General features: G+C 71.0%; 20 protein-coding genes. 13 read left to right on the top strand and 7 right to left on the bottom strand.

Annotated elements, in window-relative coordinates; translation table 11 throughout:
• Positions 1 to 75: 75 nt before the first annotated feature.
• The 4 genes from AC2YHB_RS22080 to AC2YHB_RS22065 all read right to left on the bottom strand — a co-directional run bounded on the left by AC2YHB_RS22080 (position 76) and on the right by AC2YHB_RS22065 (position 3,503).
• Positions 76 to 426 (bottom strand): sec-independent translocase, encoded by a 351-nt coding sequence (locus AC2YHB_RS22080; RefSeq protein ID WP_036540882.1) that lies wholly within the window; start codon positions 424 to 426, stop codon positions 76 to 78.
• A gap of 64 nt (positions 427 to 490) precedes the next feature.
• Positions 491 to 1,636 (bottom strand): Mrp/NBP35 family ATP-binding protein, encoded by a 1,146-nt coding sequence (locus tag AC2YHB_RS22075; RefSeq protein WP_036540885.1) that lies wholly within the window; start codon positions 1,634 to 1,636, stop codon positions 491 to 493.
• 50 nt (positions 1,637 to 1,686) lie between these two features.
• A complete protein-coding gene (locus AC2YHB_RS22070; protein ID WP_051931410.1) occupies positions 1,687 to 2,244 on the bottom strand; it encodes a DUF1003 domain-containing protein in 558 nt (185 codons plus the stop codon).
• Positions 2,241 to 3,503 carry a magnesium transporter MgtE N-terminal domain-containing protein gene (locus AC2YHB_RS22065; protein WP_036540888.1) on the bottom strand — a complete coding sequence of 421 codons (1,263 nt, stop codon included), beginning with the start codon at positions 3,501 to 3,503 and terminating at the stop codon, positions 2,241 to 2,243. Before AC2YHB_RS22065 ends, AC2YHB_RS22070 begins: the two co-directional genes overlap by 4 nt.
• Before the next feature lie 70 nt (positions 3,504 to 3,573).
• On the opposite strand from AC2YHB_RS22065, the gene AC2YHB_RS22060 reads away from it, so the two are divergent.
• From AC2YHB_RS22060 to AC2YHB_RS22040, 5 genes are all read left to right on the top strand, one after another.
• Positions 3,574 to 3,993, top strand: coding sequence for a hypothetical protein (locus tag AC2YHB_RS22060; RefSeq protein ID WP_179650282.1), 420 nt, complete (start codon positions 3,574 to 3,576; stop codon positions 3,991 to 3,993).
• Between the two features lie 123 nt (positions 3,994 to 4,116).
• Entirely contained in the window at positions 4,117 to 5,478 is a 1,362-nt protein-coding gene (locus AC2YHB_RS22055; protein ID WP_487354617.1) for a phospholipase D-like domain-containing protein, read from the top strand.
• A 2-nt stretch (positions 5,479 to 5,480) separates the two neighbouring features.
• Positions 5,481 to 7,070, top strand: a complete 1,590-nt coding sequence (locus AC2YHB_RS22050; protein ID WP_179650286.1) for a class I SAM-dependent methyltransferase — start codon at positions 5,481 to 5,483, stop codon at positions 7,068 to 7,070.
• Positions 7,061 to 7,273 carry a DUF6752 domain-containing protein gene (locus AC2YHB_RS22045; protein WP_051931414.1) on the top strand — a complete coding sequence of 71 codons (213 nt, stop codon included), beginning with the start codon at positions 7,061 to 7,063 and terminating at the stop codon, positions 7,271 to 7,273. The genes AC2YHB_RS22050 and AC2YHB_RS22045 overlap by 10 nt, the downstream gene beginning before the upstream one ends.
• Before the next feature lie 22 nt (positions 7,274 to 7,295).
• Positions 7,296 to 8,381 (top strand): hypothetical protein, encoded by a 1,086-nt coding sequence (locus tag AC2YHB_RS22040; protein WP_179650288.1) that lies wholly within the window; start codon positions 7,296 to 7,298, stop codon positions 8,379 to 8,381.
• Here the strand turns inward: AC2YHB_RS22040 and AC2YHB_RS22035 are convergent.
• Positions 8,329 to 9,393 carry an endonuclease/exonuclease/phosphatase family protein gene (locus AC2YHB_RS22035; RefSeq protein WP_179650290.1) on the bottom strand — a complete coding sequence of 355 codons (1,065 nt, stop codon included), beginning with the start codon at positions 9,391 to 9,393 and terminating at the stop codon, positions 8,329 to 8,331. The two genes, AC2YHB_RS22040 and AC2YHB_RS22035, sit on opposite strands and share 53 nt — an antisense overlap.
• A gap of 101 nt (positions 9,394 to 9,494) precedes the next feature.
• Between AC2YHB_RS22035 and AC2YHB_RS22030 the strand changes: the two genes are divergently transcribed.
• From AC2YHB_RS22030 to AC2YHB_RS22020, 3 genes are all read left to right on the top strand, one after another.
• Positions 9,495 to 11,570, top strand: coding sequence for an acyltransferase family protein (locus tag AC2YHB_RS22030; protein WP_179650292.1), 2,076 nt, complete (start codon positions 9,495 to 9,497; stop codon positions 11,568 to 11,570).
• Positions 11,571 to 11,855: 285 nt separating this feature from the next.
• A complete protein-coding gene (locus tag AC2YHB_RS22025) occupies positions 11,856 to 13,157 on the top strand; it encodes an endonuclease/exonuclease/phosphatase family protein (RefSeq protein ID WP_179650294.1) in 1,302 nt (433 codons plus the stop codon).
• Between the two features lie 45 nt (positions 13,158 to 13,202).
• Positions 13,203 to 14,324 carry a hypothetical protein gene (locus AC2YHB_RS22020; protein WP_179650296.1) on the top strand — a complete coding sequence of 374 codons (1,122 nt, stop codon included), beginning with the start codon at positions 13,203 to 13,205 and terminating at the stop codon, positions 14,322 to 14,324.
• Positions 14,325 to 14,360: 36 nt separating this feature from the next.
• On the opposite strand, the gene AC2YHB_RS22015 is transcribed toward AC2YHB_RS22020, so the two are convergent.
• Positions 14,361 to 14,810, bottom strand: a complete 450-nt coding sequence (locus AC2YHB_RS22015) for a hypothetical protein (RefSeq protein WP_179650298.1) — start codon at positions 14,808 to 14,810, stop codon at positions 14,361 to 14,363.
• Between the two features lie 139 nt (positions 14,811 to 14,949).
• Here AC2YHB_RS22015 and AC2YHB_RS22010 point away from each other — a divergent pair, with 139 nt between their 5' ends.
• The 3 genes from AC2YHB_RS22010 to AC2YHB_RS22000 all read left to right on the top strand — a co-directional run bounded on the left by AC2YHB_RS22010 (position 14,950) and on the right by AC2YHB_RS22000 (position 18,317).
• Positions 14,950 to 16,143 (top strand): acyl-CoA dehydrogenase family protein, encoded by a 1,194-nt coding sequence (locus AC2YHB_RS22010; RefSeq protein ID WP_036540909.1) that lies wholly within the window; start codon positions 14,950 to 14,952, stop codon positions 16,141 to 16,143.
• An 81-nt stretch (positions 16,144 to 16,224) separates the two neighbouring features.
• Complete coding sequence (locus tag AC2YHB_RS22005; RefSeq protein WP_179650300.1) at positions 16,225 to 17,280, top strand: glycosyltransferase family 2 protein; 1,056 nt, start codon at positions 16,225 to 16,227, stop codon at positions 17,278 to 17,280.
• Positions 17,277 to 18,317 carry a MaoC family dehydratase gene (locus AC2YHB_RS22000; RefSeq protein ID WP_179650302.1) on the top strand — a complete coding sequence of 347 codons (1,041 nt, stop codon included), beginning with the start codon at positions 17,277 to 17,279 and terminating at the stop codon, positions 18,315 to 18,317. The genes AC2YHB_RS22005 and AC2YHB_RS22000 overlap by 4 nt, the downstream gene beginning before the upstream one ends.
• On the opposite strand, the gene AC2YHB_RS21995 is transcribed toward AC2YHB_RS22000, so the two are convergent.
• On the bottom strand, positions 18,304 to 18,825 hold the full coding sequence (locus AC2YHB_RS21995) for a DUF6174 domain-containing protein (protein WP_487354616.1): 522 nt from the start codon (positions 18,823 to 18,825) through the stop codon (positions 18,304 to 18,306). The two genes, AC2YHB_RS22000 and AC2YHB_RS21995, sit on opposite strands and share 14 nt — an antisense overlap.
• A gap of 195 nt (positions 18,826 to 19,020) precedes the next feature.
• Here AC2YHB_RS21995 and AC2YHB_RS21990 point away from each other — a divergent pair, with 195 nt between their 5' ends.
• Together AC2YHB_RS21990 and AC2YHB_RS21985 are read left to right on the top strand one after the other, a co-directional pair.
• Positions 19,021 to 20,499: an ABC transporter substrate-binding protein gene (locus tag AC2YHB_RS21990; protein WP_179650306.1), complete on the top strand. Its 1,479-nt coding sequence runs from the start codon at positions 19,021 to 19,023 to the stop codon at positions 20,497 to 20,499.
• A 12-nt stretch (positions 20,500 to 20,511) separates the two neighbouring features.
• The gene (locus AC2YHB_RS21985) at positions 20,512 to 22,479 is read left to right on the top strand and encodes an ABC transporter permease (RefSeq protein WP_179650308.1); all 1,968 of its coding nucleotides are present in this window, start codon (positions 20,512 to 20,514) and stop codon (positions 22,477 to 22,479) included.

Below are 22,479 nucleotides of genomic sequence, written 5' to 3'. Positions count from 1 at the left end.
GCCTGAAGTGTTGCGGATTGGTCCCAAACCGCAACAAGTGACGTCACCACGACGCCACCGGTGACGTCGCCCCCGCTACGTCGCGTCGATGTCGTACGGCGGCCGCTCGCCCTCGGCCAGCGGCTCGGGGCGCTCGACGTCGGGCGCGTCCTCGCGGATGACGTCCTCGAGCTCGTCCAGCTCGGCCATCGCCTCCGCGATGTGCTTGCGGACGATCGCGCGCGGGTCGAGGTCGGACAGCTCGAGGTCGGCGTACTCCGGGCCGAGCTCGTTGCGCAGCTCGTCGCGGGCGTTGTTGGCGAACTTGCGCAGCTCGCGGATGAAGCGTCCGGCCTGCTGGGCGAGCTCGGGCAACCGGTCCGGGCCGAAGACGAGCACGGCGAGGAAGGCGATGACGACGAGCTCGCCGAAGCCGATTCCGAACATCGTGGTCCCCTGCCTGGCCCGCGCCGTGTCGCCCGTGTGGTCCGTGTCGCCCGCGTGGTCCGGATCAGAACTTGCTGGTCGGCGTCAGGCCGAGCTGCATCCCGGCCAGGCCGCGGCCGCGGCCGTCGAGCCGGTCGGCGATCGCGGTGAGCGCGGTGGCCGCCGGTGAGGTCGGGTCCGACTCGACGATCGGCTTGCCGGCGTCGCCGCCCTCGCGCAGCGAGACGTCGAGGGGGATCGAGCCGAGCAGCGGGACGTCGTACCCGAAGCGCTGCGACAGCGTCTCGGCGACCCGGTCGCCGCCGCCGGAGCCGAAGATCTCCAGCTTGTGCTCCTTGCCCTCGGCCGCGCAGTGGGGGCAGGGGAGGTAGGACATGTTCTCGACGACGCCGACGACGCGCTGGTGCATCATCGAGGCCATCGTGCCGGCCCGTTCGGCGACCTCGGCGGCCGCCTCCTGCGGGGTGGTCACGACGACCACCTCGGCGCCGGGCAGGTGCTGGCCCAGCGAGATCGCCACGTCGCCGGTGCCCGGGGGCAGGTCGAGCAGCAGGACGTCGAGGTCGCCCCAGTAGACGTCGGCGAGCATCTGGACGAGCGCGCGGTCGAGCATCGGTCCGCGCCAGGCGACGACCTGCTCGCGCTTGGGCTTGAGCATGCCGATCGAGATGACGGAGACGCCGGAGGCCGTCGGCACCGGCATGATCAGGTCCTCGACCTGGGTCGGGCGGGAGTCGGCGACGCCCAGCATCGCCGGCACCGAGTGGCCGTAGATGTCGGCGTCGACCACGCCGACCTTGCGGCCGGCCTTGGCCAGCGCGAGGGCGAGGTTGACCGTCACCGACGACTTGCCGACGCCGCCCTTGCCGGAGGCGATCGCGAAGACCTTGGTGAGCGAGCCGGGCTTGGCGAACGGGATCTCCCGCTCGGCCTGGCCTCCGCGCAGCGTCTCGTGCAGGCCGGAGCGCTGCTCGGCCGTCATCACGCCGAGCTCGACGTTGACGTTGGTCACGCCGGGGACGGCGGCGACCGCGGCGGTGACGTCGCGGGTGATGGTGTCCTTGAGCGGGCAGCCGGCGACCGTCAGCAGCGCCTTGACCGAGACGACGGAGCCACCGTCGCCCGGCGCGATGTCGACACTGTCGACCATCCCGAGCTCGGTGATCGGCCGCTTGATCTCCGGGTCGTTGACCCGGCTCAGGGCCGTCATGACCTGCTCGACGGACGGGAACTGCTGCGCACTGCTCACGACACGCAAGTCTAGGCAGTGGGCGGCTGGGACTGTTCCTCGGCGTCCTCGTGAGACGCCGCACGATCCTCCTCGCGCTCCTCGGCGCGCTCGTCGAGGTCGGCGAGCAGGGAGCGCAGCTCGGAACGGATGTAGTCGCGGGTGGCGACCTCGCCGACCGCCATGCGCAGCGACGCCATCTCCCGGGCGAGGAACTCCATGTCCGCGTGGGCCCGGGCGTCGGCCTGCCGGTCCTGCTCCGCGACCACCCGGTCACGCGCCTCCTGGCGGTTCTGCGCGAGCAGGATGAGCGGGGCGGCGTACGACGCCTGCAGGCTCAGCATCAGGGTCAGGAAGATGAACGGGTAGTCGTCCCAGCGCAGGTCCTCGGGCGCGGCGAGGTTCCAGCCGACCCACACGACGACGAACAGAGTCATGTAGATGAGGAAGGTCGCGGTGCCCATGAACCGCGCGAACTGCTCGGCGAAGATGCCGAACGCGTCCTTGTTGAACGTCGGGCGCCGGACCAGCTGGCGGCGCTGGTCGCGCGGGGTGTCCAGCCGCTCGGCGGTGGGGCGCGTGCTGCTCATCGCGTGCCCCCGGTCCGCGACGAGCGCGCCCGGTCGCGCCAGTTGGTCGGCAGCATGTGGTCGAGCAGGTCGTCGACGGTGACGGCGCCCAACAGGCGCTTGTCCTCGTCGACTACCGGCGCCGCCACGAGGTTGTACGTCGCCAGGTGGGCCGCGACCTCCTCGATGGTCGACTCGGGGCGCAGCGGCTCGAGCGAGTCGTCCAGCGCCCCGGCGACCAGGGTCGAGGGGGGCTCGCGCAGCAGCCGCTGGATGTGCGCGACGCCGAGGAACTTCCCCGTCGGCGTCTCCAGCGGCGGGCGGCACACGTAGACCAGCGCCGCGGCGGCCGGGGTCAGCTCCGGGTTGCGCACGTGGGCGAGGGCGTCGGCGATGGTCGCGTCCGGGCCGAGGATCACCGGCTCGGAGGTCATCATGCCGCCGGCGGTGTCCTCGACGTAGGACATCAGGCGGCGCACGTCCTCGGCCTCCTCGGGCTCCATCAGCTCGAGCAGGATCTCCGCGGTCTCGGGCGGCAGGTCGCGGACCAGGTCGGCGGCGTCGTCGGGGGACATCTCCTCGAGGACGTCGGCGGCACGCTCGGAGTCGAGGCCCTTGAGGATCTCGACCTGGTCGTCCTCGGGCATCTCCTCGAGGACGTCGGCGAGCCGCTCGTCGTCGAGCGCCAGCGCGACGGCGGTCCGCCGCTCCGCCGGCAGGTCGTGCAGGATGTTGGCCGCGTCGGCGGGCCGCATCTCGTTGAGGGCGGCGATCAGGTGGGTGGCGCCCTGGGTGTCGTCGACCCGGCTGAGGCCGGTCACGTCGCGCCACTCGACGACATGGGTCTGGCCCCGGCGGCGGAAGCCCTTGGACGGCTCGGCCACCGCGACCCGGCTGAGCACCCAGTCGCGGTTGCGCGCGGGCTCCATCGCGACGTCGTACACGGAGCCGGTGACGCCGGAGTCCTTGATGGTCACGGTGCGGTCGAGCATCTGCCCGATCACGAGCGTCTCGGTCGAGCGCTGCTCGAAGCGGCGCATGTTGAGCAGCCCGGTCGTGTAGACGTGGCCGCTGTCGATATTGGTCACCCGCGTCATCGGGACGAAGATCCGGCGCCGGCCGAACACCTCGGCGACCATGCCGAGCACGCGCGGCTGGGTCCCCTCAGCGCGCATGGCGACGACGAGGTCGCGGACCTTCCCGACCTGGTCCCCCTGGGGGTCGAAGATCGGGAGTCCGACCAGCCTGGCCGCGAACACGCGGGACGGGGTGGTGCTCACGCTGGCCAACGCTACCGCCGGACCGCGCGAACCCGGCTCCGGCGCCCCGCATGGCCACTACGCTTGCTCCATGGGTGCACGAATGACGGCCTGGGCGGGCCTGGCCACCGCCGCGACGCTGCTCCTCGCGGGCTGCGGATCCGACGACGACGGCACGGCCGACGACACCAGCTCGCCGACCGTGACCACCTCCGAGTCCTCGACGGCCGCTTCCGCGACCCCGTCGCCGACCACCACGCCGGCCCCGGCCGGCACGCCGGAGTGCGCCGACGTCTGGCAGGCCGGCGGCAAGCTGCCGCGGGCCTACGGCGGTTGCGCCGCCGACGGGCTGCTCGTCGCGCCCGACGGGCTGGGCTGCTCCTCGGGCCAGACGATCGTGCGGTACGACGAGCGGTTCTGGGCCGTCCGTGGCGGCACCATCTCCGGCGGGGACGTTGCGCTCACGCAGTCGAAGGAGTACAAGGACGCGGTCGCTACCTGTCGCGGATGACGTTTTCGCCTGTCACCGTGGGTTAAGGTACCCGGCGTGGGAGGGCCCGGTCCGGCCCTTGGGCAGCAACGGCGTTGCCAACCAGCATCCGGTACCCAAAAGGACCCTCGGAGGTCGTTCAACGTGCGTCGCCTGCTCTTGGTGCTCGTGACTGTCGTCCTGTTCCTGCCACTCGGTCGGGCGGTCCCAGCCGCCGACGCGAGCCCGGTGGTCGAGCAGGTCGCCCCCGCCCGCGCCGCTGCCGCTGCAGCCGGTCCCTACACGTGCTGGCGCTCCGCGACCGCCACGTGCCGGATCACCGGGGGTGTCACGTTCAGCTCCGCCAACGGCACCCGCGCGCAGAAGTGGGCGATCATCAACAAGATCATCTCGACGATCCGTCGGACGCCGTCGAGCGGCTCGATCCAGATCATGAGCTGGAACATCATGTCCGACTCCGCCGTGAGCGCGCTGATCGACGCCGCGCAGCGCGGTGTCCGGGTCCGCGTGATCATGGACGCGGCCAACCAGAGCCGGGACGTCCCGAACCCGGGCTTCACCAAGCTCGTGCGCGGGCTGCGTGCGGCCAACGCGGCCAAGTCGTCGAAGTTCCCGACCAGCCGCTACAGCTACGCGAAGAAGTGCGCCGGCTCCTGCCGTCGCGGCGTCGCCGCGTCCGCGCACTCGAAGTACTACATGTTCTCCAAGGTCGGCGCCTCGCGGAACGTCGTGATGCAGGGCTCGGCCAACCTGACCAACGCCGCCGCCGGCAACCAGTGGAACGACCTCTACACCTACGTCGACAACGCCGGGCTCTACAAGTGGGTCAACGGCGTCTACAACCAGATGTGGCGCGACCAGTACGTCAGCCCCACCTGGGTGTCGTACAAGCAGCCGACCTACGAGCTCCACTTCTCGCCGCGCCTCAGCGGTGAGACGGACCCGCTGACCTACCAGCTCCAGCACGTGACGTGCACCGGAGCCTCCGGCGCCGGCACGAGCGGTGGCCGCACCATCATCCGCGCCGCTCCGGACGTCTTCCGCGGCACGTGGGGCATGACGGTCGCCAAGGAGTTGCGTCGCCTCTGGAACAACGGCTGCAACGTCAAGGTCGGCTACACCGTCATCGGCGTCGACGTGAAGAAGTACCTCAGCAGCACCGCCGGCCGCGGCCCGGTCCCGCTGCGCCAGCTCGCCCAGGACGCCGACGGCGACGGTGAGTTCGACAAGTACTTCCACCTCAAGGCGTGGACGATCAACGGCCGCTCCGACGCCAGCGGCAGCGACGACAAGAGCTACTGGTGGACGCTCCAGGGCTCCTCGAACGTCTCGGACCTGTCGAAGATCTCCGACGAGAACATCGGCGTCTTCAAGTACCGTTCGGTCACCCTGAAGTACCAGAACTACATCGACACCTGGTTCACGAACCCGCCGCGTAGCCGGCCGCTGCTGCCGGGCATCGACCCCGCGAAGGTCGACCCCTACGCGAACATGGAGATGGACTGACCGTGGCCGACCTGACCGGGCGGGCCGTCGCGACGGCCCGCCGGGTCGTCGGGAAGGTCGGACGCACTCGGGTCGTCCGCGTCGACGACACCGGCATGGGACTCGTCGTGCACGGCGAGGACCGCGTCGTCGACGTCCTCTTCGACGGCCGGCGGATCTGGTCGTTCTGGCTGGTCCGCGACACCGTGCGCGTGCCGCGGAGCCTGAGCCGTCGTACGGTCGCGTGGCCGGACCGGATGCGTCCCTACCTCAAGGGCCGCACCGAGCTGGTGTTCCGCGACCACGTGCTCGGTGCCGACATCGGGCGCTTCGACCAGCAGTTCGGTGACTCCGACGCGCGGGTCGCGTTCGTCAACGCCCAGGGCCTGGAGATCAGCCTCGACAAGTCGGGCCGGTTCAGCCCGACCTTCGGTGGCCGCACCGCCGAGCAGCTCGAGCCGCTCCTCGACGCGATGGACACCGTCATCGCCATGCTCGCCGAGCTCGACGTGCAGGCGTTCCCGGCCTACGGCACCCTGCTGGGCGCCGTACGGGAGGGGCAGTTCCTCGGCCACGACTCCGACGCCGACCTCGGCTACGTGTCGCGGCACACGGTGCCGGTCGACGTGGTCACCGAGTCCTACCGACTGCAGCGCGCCGTCAGCGAGCGTGGCTTCGCGACCTACCGCTACAGCGGCGCCGCCTTCCGGATCGACGTGGAGGAGAGCGACGGCTCGGTGCGCGGGCTCGACCTCTTCGGCGGCTTCATGGACGGTGGCCGGCTCTACCTGATGGGTGAGGTCGGCACGGACTACGACGAGAGCTGGCTCCACCCGTTCGGCACCTGCACGCTCGCCGGCCGTGAGTACCCGGCCCCGGCGCGTCCGGAGAAGCTCCTGGAGGCGATGTACGGCGCCTCGTGGCGGGTTCCCGACCCGGCGTTCAAGTTCGAGACGCCGCGGTCCACGACGGTGCGCCTCAACGACTGGTTCCGCGGCATGACGGTCTACCGCCGCGAGTGGGAGCGCAAGCTGGTCGGTGCCGGCGGCCGGGTCCCCAAGCCGGTGCCCTCCGGGCTCGCGCGGTACGTCGCCGGCCAGGCCCCCGAGGGAGCCGAGGTCCTCGACGTCGGCGCCGGCCTGGGCGTCGACGCGCTGTGGCTCGCCGTGCAGGGCCGGAAGGTCACCGCGTACGACTACGTCACCCGGGCCAGCCGGGGCGCGCTGGTCGGCGCGGAGCGCCGGGGCGTGGACCTCACGTCGCGGCCGCTGAACCTCACCGACTTCCGCTCCGTGCTCAGCGAGGGCGCCCGCGTCGTGCGCGAGCCGGGGGAGCGGGTGATCCTCGCCCGCCACGTGCTGGAGGCGACCAACCGGACCGGCCGTGAGGGCCTGATGCGCTTCGCCTCGCTCGCGTTGCGCGGCGGCGGCACGCTCTATGCTGACGTCTGGACGGGGGGCGGGGAGCCGCCGTTCGGGCTCCGTCCGGTCGCGATCGACCACCTGGTCGAGCTCACCGAGCGACACGGTGGCGCGGTCCTTTCCATGGATCCGGTCCCTGCAGAGGACGGCTCCGAGAACCAGATCCGACGATGGGTGGCACAGTGGGCGTGAGGGTTGGCCGGGCGGCGCGGAACGAGCTCGACGAGCTCCGCGCCCGGGTCGAGGGCATCGAGGCGTCGATCGCGGAGCTGCGCCGCCACCACCTGCGGCTGGCGGAGCTGACCGACCTCGTGCAGGAGCTGCTCGTGCCGCTGGCGAGCCGCGACGAGGACCGCGTCAACGCGGCGATCGACAAGTTCCAGCAGGGCATGTAGCCCGCCGGGGACGGGTTCCGACATGGCGAAACGGGTCTTCCTCCACATCGGCCTGCCCAAGACGGCCACGAGCTATCTCCAGACCATCCTGTGGTCCTCGCGGGACCAGCTGCGGGCCGAGGGCCTGCTGCTGCCGGGCACCGAGCGCCGCGACCACCTGTGGGCCAGCCGCGTGGTCCGCGAGGGCGACGCGATCCGCAAGCGCCCGGAGCGCGAGCAGACCTCGTGGGACCGGCTGCGCGCCGAGCTCGCGGCCTGGGACGGCGACGGCCTGGTGAGCCACGAGTTCTTCGCCGCGGCCAGCGCCGAGCAGGCCGTCGCGATGGTGGAGGCGCTCGCGCCGGCGCAGGTCGAGGTGGTCGTCACGGCCCGGGAGCCGCTGGGCCTGTTCACGGCCAGCTGGCAGGAGAGCCTGAAGAACAAGGCCACCACACCGATGGCGGACTACTCGCGCACGGTCTCGCCGAACCCCACCGCGATCTGGAACTGGCGCACCCTCGACCTGCGGCTCGTCCTCGAGCGGTGGTCGCAGGCCGTGCCGCACGACCGGATCCACGTGCTGCCGCTCGACCGGACGGCGCCCCGCGACGAGATCTGGCACCGCTTCGGCGGCCTGCTCGGGCTGCGCACCGCCGACTACGACCTCTCGCAGTCGTTCCCCAACGAGTCGATGGGCGTGGTCGAGGCCGAGGTGCTGCGGCGGGTCAACGCCCACCTCGACTCCTTCGACAAGGCCTTCGACCGCGGCGTCTACATCCGCACCTTCCTCGCCGACGAGCGCCTGGTGCCGCGCAAGGGCGAGCCGTTCTGGCCCTATCCCGACCAGGTGGCCGACTGCCGGGAGCGGTCCGTCGCCGCGATCGACTACCTCACCGCCCGCGGCGTGGACGTGGTGGGCGACATCGAGCACCTGCGGGTCCCCGAGGAGCTGCCCGTACGGCGGACGCCGGACTCGGTGACGGAGGCGGAGGTCGCCGCGGCTGCCACCGAGCTGGTCGCCGTGCTGCTGGGCGACGTCCGCGACCTGCGCAACGCCTCCCGCAAGGGTGACGACGTCAGCCGGCGCCCTGGACGGTCGCTGTGGCGGAGACGTAGTGGTGGTCGCTGACCCGTCGGGCCACCGGTGACTTGTCGTTCGAGAAGTTGCTGAAGGACACCTGGTTGGTCGCGACGATCCAGTCGACGGGCATGCCGCCCGGCGGGCGGCAGCCACCCGAGGTCGAGCCACCCACGGCGGCGACCATGCCGGTCTGCGGGAGGACCCGGCAGAAGAACGCCTCGCGGTCGTTCATGTCGCCGGTCAGGAAGATCGGGATGCCGTCCTTCTTGAGGCGGTTGACCGTGGCGGCGGCGGTGTTGTGGCCGGCCGCGCGACTGCCGGCGTACTGTCCGCCGCCGGCGGACGCGTGCATGTTGAGGAAGTAGAACTCGAGGTTCGTCTTCTTGTGCCGCAGGCGCACGATCGGCTGCATGCGGGTGCCGTGCATGAAGGTGATGTAGAAGGCGTCGCCCGAGACGAACTCGAAGACGTCGGGGTCCCAGATGACCGAGTTGTCGGGGTCCGACCCGCCCGGCCACGCCTTGAACCCGAGGCCCGAGGTCAGCCCGGCGAGCTGCCCGGACTTCACCTCCTGCAGGCCCACCACGGAGACGCCCGAGTTGCGGATGTAGGCGACCTCCTGCGGGGTGCGCCAGCTCGAGCTCGGCCACGACGCCTGCTCGCCGCCCGCGTCCGTGTGCTGGCTGGCCAGCACGTTGAAGGTCGCGATCCCGAAGGAGACCTCGCGGATCCGGGTCTTCTGCGACTCCGCGGCGACCCGCAGCTCCTCCAGGTCGCCGCTCTTCGGGTCGCCGTCCTTCGGGGGCGCGGCCGAGTCGGAGAGCGGCTCGATCAGCTGGCCGTCGACCTCGCGCTCGTCGGCGTCGTGGCGCTCACGGGTCGGGTCGGCGGCCTGGGCGACGTCCGCCTGGGCGGCGACGGGGTCGGTGGCGGCGTCGGGTGCGCCGCCGTCCCAGAAGATCGCCACGCCCAGCAGGAGGGCTCCGAGCACGATCACGGCGACCACCGGGATGAGCTCCGAACGCGCGGCGTGACGCCGTGGTCCGGAGTGCTCGGGCATGGCGGGTACCCTACCCGAGGCCCTGCGCAGGAGCAGGGTTCGCGGCAGGTCCCGGTCGACCGGCCGAGACGTCGTGACCCGAAGTGACCAGGAGGACTGTCGTGGCGGACACGCGGTCCTTCCGCTCCGACATCCAGGGCCTCCGCGCGCTCGCGGTCGGCCTGGTGATCCTCGCCCACGCCGGCTTCCGCACGGCGTCGGGCGGATTCATCGGCGTCGACGTCTTCTTCGTGATCTCCGGCTTCCTCATCATCGGGCTGCTGGTCCGTGAGGCGGGGGAGTCGGGACGCATCTCGATCCTCGACTTCTACGCGCGCCGCGCGCGCCGGGTGATCCCGGCCGCGACGATCGTGCTCGTGGCGACGGCCGTCGCCTCGGCGTACGTCCTGCCGCTGGTGCGCGGTGCCGAGGTCATCAAGGACTCGGTCTGGGCGGCCTTCTTCGCCGCCAACATCCGGTTCAGCCTGGTCGAGACCGACTACTTCTCCCAGGGCGAGCCGCCCTCGCCGGTCCAGCACTACTGGTCGCTGTCGGTCGAGGAGCAGTTCTACATCGTCATCCCGCTGCTGCTGCTCGCCGTGGCCGTGGTCGTACGACGCCGCGCCGGCGAGGCCGCGGAGGCGGACCGGGTGCGGGTGCTCCGGCGCACGGTCTTCGTGGTCCTGGCCGCGGTGACGCTGTCCTCGCTCGCGTGGTCGATCCACGTGACGGCGACGAGCCCGACCGGTGCCTACTTCTCGACCGCCGCCCGCGCCTGGGAGCTCGGCATCGGCGGCCTCGCGGCGACCCTCGTCTGGGGCCGGGCGCCGAGGCTCGGCCGCTGGGCCACCGAGGCGGTCCTCGCCGTGGGCCTGGCGCTGATCGCGTTCGCCACGCTGCGCTTCGACGCGCAGACGGCGGTCCCGGGCAGCGCTGCGCTGGTGCCGGTGCTGGGGTCCGCGCTGATGCTGGCCGCGGGCAGCACGACGGGTGCCTCGTCGACGTACCTCTTCCGGTTGTTCTCGATCGCTCCGGCGCGGGTGGTGGGGGACTGGTCCTACTCGCTCTACCTGTGGCACTTCCCGGTGCTTCGGCTGTGCGAGGAGTACTGGGAGGAGCCGCGCCTGTCCAAGCCGCACCTGGCGGTCGCGCTCGTGCTGATCTTCGCGCTGAGCGCCGCCAGCTACCACCTGGTCGAGCAGCCCTTCCGCAAGGGCGTGCGGTGGCGGCCCCGGCTGCGGGCGATCACGCTCTACCCCGTGAGCCTCGCGATGGTCGTGGTCACGGCGGTGGGCGCCCACGCGTGGGTCGACGGCCAGATCGCCGCCCTGGAGGACAACCCCGGCATCGCGGTCTCCGACTACGGCCGCGACGCGCTCAGCAAGGACCCGACGGTCGCGCTCGTCGAGGCGTCCGTGCTCGCCGCGCAGGACGACCGACCGGTGCCCGGCGGCCTGGAGCCGGCGCTGGGGTCGGTGCGGGAGTCGGTCGCGCCGCTGGGCGACTGCGACTACCGCACCGGCACCCGCAAGCTGTGCGCCTTCGGCGACCCGGACGCCGAGCGCACCATCGCGCTGATGGGCGACTCGCACGCGCGCCACTGGAGCCCGGCGATCGACGCGATCGGCAGGGAGCACGGCTACCGCGTCTACGTGTTCGTCTACAGCGGCTGCCCGGCGATCACCTTCACCCGGCTGACCGACGGCGGGCGACCCTGGACCGAGTGCGCCGACTTCAAGGAGTGGGCGCTGGGCCAGGTGCGGGAGCTGCACCCGGACCTCGTCGTGCTCGCCAACAACGCCTACCAGTCGGCGGCGATGAAGAAGCGCCAGGTCGGCGCCCTGCGCGACCAGCTCGAGCTGCTGCGGCCGCTCGCCGGCAAGGTTGCGATGATCGGTGACAGCCCGAAGCTCCCGAAGGCGCCCGGCACCTGCATCTCGGAGCGCGACGTCGACCTCGGCGACTGCCTCCAGGAGCCCGAGACCGGTCCGACCCGGATCCAGGGACAGTTCCGCCAGACGGTCGAGGACCTCGGCATGACCTGGGTCGACGCCCGCCGCTGGTTCTGCGCCGAGGACCGGTGCCCGGCGGTGATCGGCAATGTCGTCCCCTTGCGCGACCGCGAGCACGTGACGGTCGAGTACTCCACCCTCCTGGCCGACCCGATCGCCGCCGCCCTCGGCATCGCCGAGGGCTGATCCCGGAACCCGGTCCCGGCCTTCCTCAGGTCCGCTCCGCGCGCGCCGATCGACTCGTGTCGGTCGGCTTCTCGCATTTGTGGTGCCTTTCGGAATTACATGGTTGTGATTATCCGAATTACACGTTTGTAGTTATTCGGTTCCTATTGCGAGAGTCGAAAGTGACTGATGAGATTCATGTGACTTTTGTTGTTTAGAGGCGATGGTCTCAATGAGGGGAATGAGCGAATGCGCCAGCGGTTCAGCGGAGTACGGCGACTGGCAACCGCCCTGGCAGTCGGGGCCTTGGGCCTCGCGGTGCTGCCCGGGCTGGCCGGCGGGGGTGACCCCGTCCGGCTCGCGGCCACGGACACCTGCACCACCACGCGGGCCTTCCAGATGGTCGAGGCCAACATCAAGTCGGGGATGACCCAGGCCCAGACGAAGGCCGACCTCGCGAAGGTGTTCGCCGACAAGCCGGACTTCGTCGCGATGAACGAGGTCGCCGGCCGCTCCGACGCGATGCTGGCGCCCGCGGGCTACGCCATCTGGCGCACGCCGGGTCGCTACACCGGCGCCAACCCGGTGGTGTGGCGCACCGACCGCTGGAACGTGATGGCGCAGGGCACCATGTACATCTCCAACGTCGGCGGCAAGCTCTCGACGCAGACCACCGAGCTCGGCATCCGCTATGCCAACTGGGTCACCCTCAAGTCGGTGGACGGATGCCAGACGATCTCGGTCGTCTCCTACCACGTGGCGCCGAAGACCGAGCCGATCGGCGACCTGCTGCTCCCGTCGGTGGAGAAGCTGGGCGGCCTGGCCAACCAGCTCGCGGCCGACGGCCCGGTGCTGCTCGCCGGTGACCTGAACCAGCACTACCGTGGCCGCCTCTACCCGCGGACCCTGCTGTCGTCGTACCTGATGACGCCGACGTGGGACATGACCGGGACGATGCTGCCGACCCACACCAAGGCCACGATCGACTACATCTTCGTGCGCAACGCGGCGCAGTTCGCCGTCACCCGGCAGGTCACCCGCGACCTCTACTCGGACCACAACGCGGTCGTCGCCAACCTGACGCTGAACCCGCGGATCACGGTGGCGCGCACCGCTCCGACCTTCGTCCGGGGCCACGTCGTCAACATCCCGACGTCGACCAGCGCGGTCTCGCGACGCGCCGTGATCAGCCGGGTCATCAAGGCGGTGGGGCTGGCCCCGGCCGGCGCGACGGTCCAGGTCGCGACCCAGCGCCTCGGCGACCCCGTCGTCCTCAACGCCCTGCGCAACGCGTACAAGCGCGGCGTCAACGTCCAGCTGGTCACCACCAACGCCCACCTCTCCACCCAGGAGAAGGCGCTGATGTCGCTGCTCGGCACGTCGAAGACGCGCACCTCGTGGGCCGTCCAGCGCCCCTGGCGCGAGAGCGCCGGGCTGCCGGCCACGGCCGTGATGGTGAACCGCACGGCCGACGTGCAGCTCCTCGGTGTCCAGGTGGACCAGCCGCTCGACTACCGGATGGCGCTGCGCCTGGCCCGCGGCCAGTTCACGCTGGAGAAGGAGGACTTCCTTGCCCTCCGCGCCGGCTTCAGCCGGCAGATCCGATAGGTGGCGCCGAGCACGCTGACAGGTTGATCCGGTAGACATTGCCGCGTGACGCGGCTCTACCTCCACATCGGCCTGCAGAAGACGGGCACGTCGTACCTGCAGAACCTCTGCTGGAGCTCGGTCGACGAGCTGCGCGGCCAGGGCGTCACGATGGTGCCGGAGGGGCGCATCGAGACCTTCTGGCTCGCGCTCGACGTGCGCCAGCGGATCGACGCGCACGACGTGCCGCGGGTGGGGCGCTCCGTCGAGCTGCTGCCGGAGCAGTTGGCCGCCGTGACCACGCCGTCGGCGCTGATCACCCACGAGACGCTGGCCTCCGCTTCGGCGGCCCAGATCAGCCGGTTGCTCGAGGCCTGTGCGGGTCACGAGGTGCACGTGGTCGTCACCGCCCGCGACATCGGACGACAGGTCCCCTCGCTGTGGCAGGAGGGGCTGAAGGCCGGCCGCTCGGACACGCTGGAGGAGTACGTCGCCGAGCTCCGCGGTCCCGACGGCCGGTCCGGCACGGTGTGGCGCCGGCTCGACCTCGGGGGCGTGCTGGGGCGGTGGGCGCAGGCCGTCCCGCCCGAGCGGGTCCACGTGGTCACCGTGCCGGGGCCGAACGGACCTCGTGAGGCGCTGCTGGAGCGCTACTGCGCCGTGCTGGGCGTCGACCCCGGCGCGCTCGACCCGGACAAGGCCGGTCCGGGCAATCCCGGCCTGGGGGAGGCGGAGGCCGAGCTGCTGCGTCGCGTCAACGAGCGCGTGCCCGACCGCTACCGGCGCCGCGTCCCCTACGGCGAGGTGGGCAAGCGCTGGTTCGCGATGGGCATCCTCGCCCGCGCCGGCTCGGCGCCGGTCCGGCTCGGCCGGGCACACGAGGAGTGGTGTCGCGAGCGGGCGGAGGAGTCCGTCCGCGTGATCGGCGAGCTCGGCTGCGACATCGTCGGCGACGTGGCCGACCTGCTCCCCGACAGCGACGTCTTCGAGGACACCGGCGGACCGGACGAGGCCGCGGTGCTGGAGGCCGCGACCCGCGCGCTCGGTGCGGTGCTCGAGGAGCGCCTCGAGCAGCGCCTGGCCCGCCGGGCCGGGGCGACCGCGGCCGCGCAGCCCGGGGCGGCCCCCACCCCCCGCGGTGTACGACGGGCGCTCGGCGCCGTGCGCCGTCGGCTCGGCCGCGGCTGAGCCCCGGCGGCGACTCAGCCTGGGCCCCGGCCGACCTCAGCCGCGGGCGGCCAGGCCCTTGCTCGCCGCCACGCCGCGCTTGACCGCGGCGCTGGCCACCTGGCTCGCGACCTGGCCGGCGACCTGGCTCGCGGCCTTGAGCTGGTCGCCGACCTGCTGGGTGGCGGCCAGCGGGGCGAGCAGCTGCTCGGCGCGGCCGAGCAGGCCGTCGGCGCGCTGCACCACGGTCTGGAAGTCGCCGACGGTGCCGTTGAAGCCGGCCACGCTCTCGTTGAACTGGTTCAGCGCGGCGGTGAAGTCCACCAGCAGGGCGCCGAAGGTGTCAAGCGTGACGTTGAGCCGGTCGGCCGTCGCGTCGAGCTTGTTGATGGTCTGGTCGACGTCGAGCACCGTCCGGATCCGCGAGCGCCGGCCGGGGTCGCCGGCCGGGTCACCGCCGGTCGGGTCGTGGGCGACGGCGGGGCTCTGGACGTCGTACTCGCTCATGGGGGACAGGCTAGGTGAACCGGCGCAGGGGCCTTCGGTGACGTGCCTCACGTCACGGTCTCGCCCCCCGTTCGGAGGGTCCTGTGGCGGCTACTCGCGGGTATTGTTCGCTGGCGGTACCACCAGCGAAAGGGAAGCGATGCCGAAGCTCTGTCAGACCGAGGGACTCACCGAGGACCAGACCGAGATCCTGAAGGCCGTACGCGTCTTCGTGGACGAGCAGATCATCCCGGTCGCCCAGGACCTGGAGCACAAGGACGAGTACCCGCAGGACATCATCGACGGGCTCAAGGAGCTCGGCGTGTTCGGCCTGACCATCCCCGAGGAGTTCGGTGGTCTGGGCGAGTCGCTGCTGACCTACGCCCTCGTGGTCGAGGAGATCGCCCGCGGCTGGATGAGCGTGTCGGGCGTCATCAACACCCACTTCATCGTGGCCTACCTGCTCATGCAGCACGGCACCGAGGAGCAGAAGCAGAAGTACCTGCCCCGCATGGCGACCGGCGAGGTCCGTGGCGCGTTCTCGATGTCCGAGCCGGGCCTCGGCTCCGACGTGTCGGCCGTGTCGACCAAGGCGACGAAGCAGGACGACGGCTCGTACTCCATCACCGGCCAGAAGATGTGGCTGACCAACGGCGCCACCTCGACCCTGGTCGCGCTGCTCACCAAGACCGACGAGGGTGCGGACTCGGTCTACAAGAACATGACCACCTTCCTCGTCGAGAAGGAGGCCGGCTTCGGCGAGACCGCCCAGGGCGTCACCGTCCCCGGCAAGATCGACAAGATGGGCTACAAGGGCGTCGAGACGACCGAGCTCATCCTCGAGGGCCACCAGATCGCCGCCGACCAGATCCTCGGTGGCGAGCCGGGCAAGGGCTTCTTCCAGATGATGGACGGCGTCGAGGTCGGCCGTGTCAACGTGGCCGCCCGTGCGTGCGGCCTGGCCTGGCGCGGCTTCGAGCTGGGCGTGGCCTACGCGCAGCAGCGCAAGACGTTCGGCAAGGTCATCGCCGAGCACCAGGCGGTGCTCTTCCGGATCGCGGAGATGGCGACCAAGGTCGAGGTCGCGCACAACATGATGGTGCGCGCCGCCCGCCTCAAGGACACCGGCAAGCGGATGGACGTCGAGGCCGGCATGGCCAAGATGGTCGCCTCCGAGTACGCCAACGAGGTCGTCGAGGACTCCTTCCGGATCCACGGCGGCTACGGCTACTCCAAGGAGTATGAGATCGAGCGCCTGATGCGCGAGGTCAAGTTCATGCTCATCGGCGAGGGCACCTCCGACATCCAGAAGATGATCATCGGCCGCAGCCTGCTGAAGGACTACAAGCTCTGAGCAGCTGACTCCGCGACGGGCCGCCCCACCGGGGCGGCCCGTCGTCGTTTTCGCCGGCCCCGCCTCGGTAGGGTCGTCCGCGTGATCGCGACCGTCAGCACCGTCAAGGACACGCTCGCCAACGTGCAGCGGTTCGTCCGCGGCAACCTCGCCGGAGGCGTCGACCACATGGTCGTCTTCCTCGACGGCCCGGACCCCGAGGTCGAGGCCTGGCTCGCGAGCCAGGAGCACGTGACCCACCTGGTCGCCGACGACGCGTGGTGGGGCGGCAAGCGGCCCGCCGACCTCAACAACCGCCAGCGGATGCACGCCAACATCGCCAAGGCGGTGCTGACCGTCGTACCGGGCGTCGACTGGCTCTTCCACGTCGACGCCGACGAGATCTGCCAGATCGACCGGGCCGCGATCGACGCCGTCCCCCCGTCGTACGACGCCGTGCGGCTCGCGCCGCTGGAGGCGGTCAGCCGCAAGCACTGGGACGGCAGCCCCACCTGGTTCAAGAAGCTGCTCGACGAGCCCGACCTCAAGCTGCTCGAGGTCCTCGGCGTGATCGAGAAGCCGGCCAACGGCCATCTCTTCCACGGCCACGTCGAGGGCAAGACGGCCACTCGGCCGCGCCTCGACCGCTGGCTGACCATCCACCGCACGGTCGACGAGAAGCGCGACGAGGTGCCGCACTTCACCGCCCCGGGGCTCACCGTCCTGCACTACGAGTCGTACTCGGGCGAGGACTTCGTCCGGAAGTGGAGCGCGATGCTGGCCGCCGGGCCCGAGATCAGCCTTCGGCCCGTGCGCGAGCGCACCAAGGCGGCGGTGCAGGCGCTGATCGGCAAGCCGCTGACCCCCGAGCTGCGCGAGCAGTACCTCACGCGGATCTTCGAGGCGACCACCGAGGACGACTTCGACACGCTGCGCGAGCTCGGCCTGCTCGTCGAGGCCGACCCCACGCAGGGCACCCACACCCCGCAGCTGCTGGAGACGCGCGACCAGCTCGCCGAGGCCCTCGCCGCGCTCGCCGACCAGCCCAAGGACGCCTTCGGGGTCTGCAAGCCGGCCGGGCCCGTCCAGGAGGTGCTCTCACACCTTGGAGCCGGTGACGGGAAGAAGTCGTGGTGGCGGAAGAATGGCCGCTCGTGAGCGCCAGCAAGACGAACCCCGGCAACTTCTTCGAGGACTTCACGATCGGCCAGCGGCTCGTCCACGCGACGCCGCGCACCGTCACCGAGGGTGACCGGGCCGTCTACGGCTCGCTCTACCCGACCCGGTTCGCCGTGCCGTCGTCCGCGTCCTTCGCCGCGTCGGTGGGCCTGACCCAGCACCCGGTCGAGGAGCTGATCGCCTTCCACATCGCCTTCGGCAAGACCGTCCCGGACATCTCGCTCAACGCGGTGGCCAACCTCGGCTACGCCGAGTGCCGCTTCCACCAGCCCGTCGTCCCCGGCGACACGCTGTCGACCACCTCCGAGGTGATCGGCCTCAAGCAGAACTCCAACCGCAAGAGCGGCGTGGTCTACGTCCGCTCGACCGCGACCAACCAGCGCGGCGAGGTCGCCCTGGAGTGGGCCCGCTGGGTGATGGTGCACAAGCGCGACCTCGACGCACCCGCGCCGGAGGCCGTCGTACCGGACCTGGCGCCGGCGGTGGCCGCCGCCGACCTGGTGCTGCCCGCCGGCCTCGACTTCTCCGGCTACGACTTCGCGGCGGCGGGGGAGCCTCACCGCTTCGACGACTACGAGGTCGGCGAGAGGATCGACCACGTCGACGGCGTCACGCTCACCGAGTCGGAGCACCAGCAGGCCACCCGCCTGTGGCAGAACACCGCCAAGGTGCACTTCAACAAGGAGGCGCGCCCCGACGGCCGCAACCTCGTGTACGGCGGCCACGTCATCTCGATGGCGCGCGCGCTCTCCTTCAACGGGCTCGCCAACGCCCAGCTGGTCGCGGCGATCAACGCCGGGGCGCACACCTCACCGGCCTTCGCGGGCGACACCGTCTACGCCTGGTCCGAGGTGCTCGACAAGGCGGAGACCCCGGTCCCCAGCGTCGGCGCCCTGCGCCTGCGCCTGGTGGCGACCAAGGGCCGCGACGAGTCGATGACGCTGCGCGGCGAGGACGGCAAGTACGCCGAGGGCGTGCTCCTCGACCTGGACTACTGGGCGCTCATCCCGCGCTGACCGGGGTCACCTGCACGTTGCTGATCGTGTAGGTCACCTCGTCGTCGACGGCGTTCTCGATCTGGTCGATCACGACCTTCGTCGGGTGGTCCGTGCCGGCGGGCCACGTCACGTCGGCCTTGAAGACGGTCGGGTCGTTGGCCTTCGCGATCAGGTCGTTGATGCCCAGCCGGGCGAAGTCCGGCGCCTGGGTGCCCTTGCCCGGCTTGGTGAGCCGGACCGCCGAGGTGACCTCGCCGTCGGCGACGGTGACCCGGAGCGGACCGGTCAACGGGCAGAAGCACAGAACCTCGAGGCGGTAGGTGTAGTCGGTCGCCGCGAAGGCCGGCCACTGCTGCGTGGTCGGGTCGTCGGTGGGGTCGCCCGTGGGGTCGCCGGTCGTCGTACCGGACGAGGGGGCGTCGCTCGCCGGGTCCGCGGCCTTCTCGTCGTCCTCCCGACCGCAGGCGGACAGGCCGAGCGCGAGCACGGCGGCGAGGGTCGGCAGGGCGGCGCGGCGGATCTGCATGGTGCTCATGATGCCTGTGACGGGTGGCGAGGCGCCCAGGTTCCCCACCGGTCTGGACCACCCTTCCGCACCGGGGGTGGAACGTGTTCTCATTTTCTGGACGCAGGGCGTGACCCCGGTCACACGCCGTCGTTACTCTGATAGAGGTCTCATCGAGACTTCGGATCCCGGCATTGCTCCCGAAGGGATTGGGTCTTGTCTCTGGTACGTCTCGCGCGCCTCGTCGGCGCGTCGCTGCTCGTCCTCCTCCTCGCCGCGTGCGGCTCCCAGCTCGACCCGGACACGGTCGCGCGGGCCAGCGGTGACACCAACGGCTCCGGGAACGGAGGCCAGGGCGTCGCCGACGGCGGCACCGGCGACACGGGCGCGGGTGGGGACACCGGCGCGGACGACGGTGCGGCGGCCGGTGGCGACACCGGGTCCGGCTCCGGCTCCTCCGGCTCCGGCGGCACGGGCTCCTCCGGCTCCGGTGGCAGCACCGGCGGCGGTGGCGGGAAGGGCTCCGCGACCGGTGGGGTCAAGGCCGGCTCGTGCGCCGGCTTCAAGAACCAGAAGGGGATCACCGACAAGACGATCACCCTCGCCAACATCTCCGACATCTCGGGCCCGGTGCCCGGCATCTTCGAGTCGGCGCAGCAGGCCACGGCGGCGTACATCAAGTACTTCAACGCCACGGGCGGCATCTGCGGGCGCAAGCTGGAGCTGGTCAACCTCGACAGCCGCGCCGACGCGGGCGCGGACCAGCAGGCCTACGTCAAGGCGTGCGACAACGCCTTCGCCGCGGTCGGGTCCATGTCGGCCTTCGACAGCGGCGGCGCCGGGACCGCGAACGCGTGCGGCCTGCCGGACCTCCGGGCGGTGACGGTCAACCCGGAGCGCCAGGCGTGCAAGTCGTGCTTCGCGGCGTACGCCATCCGGACCAACATCATCCCCGACTCGGCCGCGAAGTGGCTCGCCCAGAAGTACCCGAGCGCGGTGAAGAACGCGGCCGTGATGTACGTGAACGCCGGCGCCGCGCCGGTCAACGCCAAGAGCATGGCGGCCGGCTACGAGAAGGGCGCCGGCTGGGACGTGAAGTACCTGCAGGGCATCGACGTCGCGGAGTTCAACTACGCGCCCTACGTCCAGCAGATGAAGGACAAGGGCATCAAGGCCGTCGCCTACCAGGGCCCCTACCAGTTCGCGGTCAAGCTCAAGCAGGCCATGCAGCAGCAGGGCTTCAAGCCGGACTTCTACCTGCAGGACCCGACGATCTACGACCGTCGCTACCTGGACCAGGCGGGCAGCCTGGCCGAGGGTGACTACATCTACGCCGCGAACGACCTGTTCGAGAACAAGGGCAACGCCGAGGTGCAGCTGTACCTGTCGTACCTGCAGCAGGTGAAGCCCGGCGCGATCCCGAACTACTACGGTCTCTACGCGTGGTCCGCCACCCGGCTCTTCGTCGAGAAGGCGATCGCGCTGGGCGGCAAGCTCAACCGCGCGTCCCTCGTCCAGGCGGTGCGCAGCACGACGAACTGGACCGGCAACGGCGCGCACACCCCGATGAACCTCGGCTCCGCGAAGACCCCGCCGTGCCTCAAGGTCGCGCAGTACAAGGGCGGTCGGTGGCAGCAGGTCTCGCCGGGCTCCTACATGTGCGGCCGGGTCGTGGACACCGGCATCGGCGGCTGAGGCGGACTCGACATGGGCTCCTTGTTCGCCTTCACGCTGCTGGGCCTGTTCACCGGAGCGGCGTACGCGATCATGGCCTCCGGCCTGGTGCTGACCTACACCACGACGCGGGTCTTCAACATCGCCCACGGCGCGTTCGGGATGGTGCTGGCCTTCACGTTCTGGGACTTCACCCAGCGCCAGGGGCTGCCGACCCTGCTCTCGTTGTTCCTCGTGCTCGGGGTGGTGGCGCCCGCGATCGGCTGGTTCATCCAGCGCTTCGTCACCCGCGGGCTGGGGGAGGGGCCGGTCTCGGTCGCGCTGGTCGTGACCGTCGGGCTGCTGGTCGGCCTGATCGGCCTGGCCCAGCAGATCTGGAAGCCGGAGGCGCGGGTCCTGCTGCCGTTCTACGCCGACACCGGGTGGCAGCTCGGCGACACCTACATCACCGCCCACCAGGTCGTCACGATCATCTGCTCGGTCGTCGTCGCGGTCGGGCTCTACCTCCTGCTGAACCGCACCCGGATCGGTACGGCGATGCGGGCCTCCGTCGACAACCCCGAGCTGCTCAAGCTGTTCGGCGGCCGACCGGACACGGTCGCCGCGCTCGCCTGGGCGATCGGCATGTCGCTCGCCGCGCTCGGTGGCATCCTGCTGACGCCGGTCGTCGGCCTCGACTACTACGCCCTGACGCTGCTGGTCATCAACGCGTACGCCGCCGCCATGCTGGGCCGGCTCAAGAGCCTCCCGCTGACCTTCGCCGGTGCGATGGGCCTGGGCATCCTCGAGTCGTGGGCGGTCGCCTACCTGCCCACCGACGGCTTCTGGTCCACGGTGCGCCCGGTCATCCCGGCGCTGTTCCTGTTCGCGATCGTGGTGCTGATGCCACAGGCGCAGCTGCGCATCGGCCAGGTGAAGGGCATCATCGCGGCTCCGGTGCCCTCGGTGACGAAGGCGGTGGGCTCGGGCGCCGGGCTGCTCGCGGTGGCCTTCGTGCTGATCTCGCTGGTGTCGCGGGCCGACGTGCTGCTGATCGGTGTCGCGGCGACGTACGCGATGGTCATGCTGTCCCTCGTCCTGCTGACCGGGTACGGCGGCCACGTCTCCCTCGCGCAGTTCACCTTCGCCGGCGTCGGCGCCCTGGCCTACGCCAAGCTCGACGAGCCCAACCTGTTCGGGCTCGCGATGGCCGCGCTGATCTCCGCGGCGGTCGGCGCCCTGGTCGCGCTGCCGGTGCTGCGGCTGACCGGGCTCTACCTCGCCCTGTCGACCATGGCCTTCGCGGTGCTGATGGACAAGATGATCTTCCAGGCCGAGTTCGCCTTCAAGTTCAACGGCACGCTCGCCACCGAGCGGCTCTCGATCCTCGGCGTGCGGATCGGCAGCGACACGTCCTACGTGTGGTTCATGGTCCTCTGCTTCGTGCTGATGGGGCTGCTCCTGCTGTGGCTGCGCCGAGGCGCCCTGGGCCGGATCCTGATCGCGATGCGCGACAGCCCGTCCGGCTGCGGCACCCTCGGGCTGGACCTGCGGTGGTTCCGGGTCGGGCTGTTCTCGCTGTCGGCCGGCATGGCCGGCCTCGCCGGCGGCCTCTTCGCCGGACTGCGCGGGACGGTCGGCGCCGCGGACTTCCTCTACTTCCAGTCGCTGCTGGTGCTGCTGCTGGCGGTCGTCTTCGGGGTCACCTCGGTGACCGGCGCCCTGCTCGGCGGCACCGCGCTGATGCTGCTGCCGGTCTGGCAGTCCTCGCAGCCCGAGCTGGCCGGCCTGCTGTTCGCCGTCCTCGGCTTCGGTGCGGTCCTGCTCGGCCGCGACCCCAACGGGATCGCCAACCACCTGTTCAAGCTCGGCCGGTGGGGGACCGGGCGGGTCCTGCCGCGCTGGGAGGAGCAGCTGCGCGAGCGGCTCAACGGGCTGCTCAAGGCGACCCGGCCCGAGCCCGCCCGCTCGATCGACGCCCTGGTCGATGCCGGCATCGAGGAACCGAAGGGAGTGGGCTGA

The organism is Nocardioides sp. SRI_004 (assembly GCF_057586415.1).
Note: the sequence above shows the minus strand (reverse complement) of the source record. Positions and strands in the feature narration are given on the sequence as shown.

Coding starts and splice junctions, on each gene's coding strand:
- AC2YHB_RS22080 (WP_036540882.1), bottom strand. CDS start 426: ATGTTCGGAATCGGCTTCGGCGAGCTCGTCGTCATCGCCTTCCTCGCC.
- AC2YHB_RS22075 (WP_036540885.1), bottom strand. CDS start 1,636: ATGACGGCCCTGAGCCGGGTCAACGACCCGGAGATCAAGCGGCCGATC.
- AC2YHB_RS22070 (WP_051931410.1), bottom strand. CDS start 2,244: ATGAGCAGCACGCGCCCCACCGCCGAGCGGCTGGACACCCCGCGCGAC.
- AC2YHB_RS22060 (WP_179650282.1), top strand. CDS start 3,574: ATGGGTGCACGAATGACGGCCTGGGCGGGCCTGGCCACCGCCGCGACG.
- AC2YHB_RS22040 (WP_179650288.1), top strand. CDS start 7,296: ATGGCGAAACGGGTCTTCCTCCACATCGGCCTGCCCAAGACGGCCACG.
- AC2YHB_RS22035 (WP_179650290.1), bottom strand. CDS start 9,393: ATGCCCGAGCACTCCGGACCACGGCGTCACGCCGCGCGTTCGGAGCTC.
- AC2YHB_RS22015 (WP_179650298.1), bottom strand. CDS start 14,810: ATGAGCGAGTACGACGTCCAGAGCCCCGCCGTCGCCCACGACCCGACC.
- AC2YHB_RS22010 (WP_036540909.1), top strand. CDS start 14,950: ATGCCGAAGCTCTGTCAGACCGAGGGACTCACCGAGGACCAGACCGAG.
- AC2YHB_RS21995 (WP_487354616.1), bottom strand. CDS start 18,825: ATGCAGATCCGCCGCGCCGCCCTGCCGACCCTCGCCGCCGTGCTCGCG.
- AC2YHB_RS21985 (WP_179650308.1), top strand. CDS start 20,512: ATGGGCTCCTTGTTCGCCTTCACGCTGCTGGGCCTGTTCACCGGAGCG.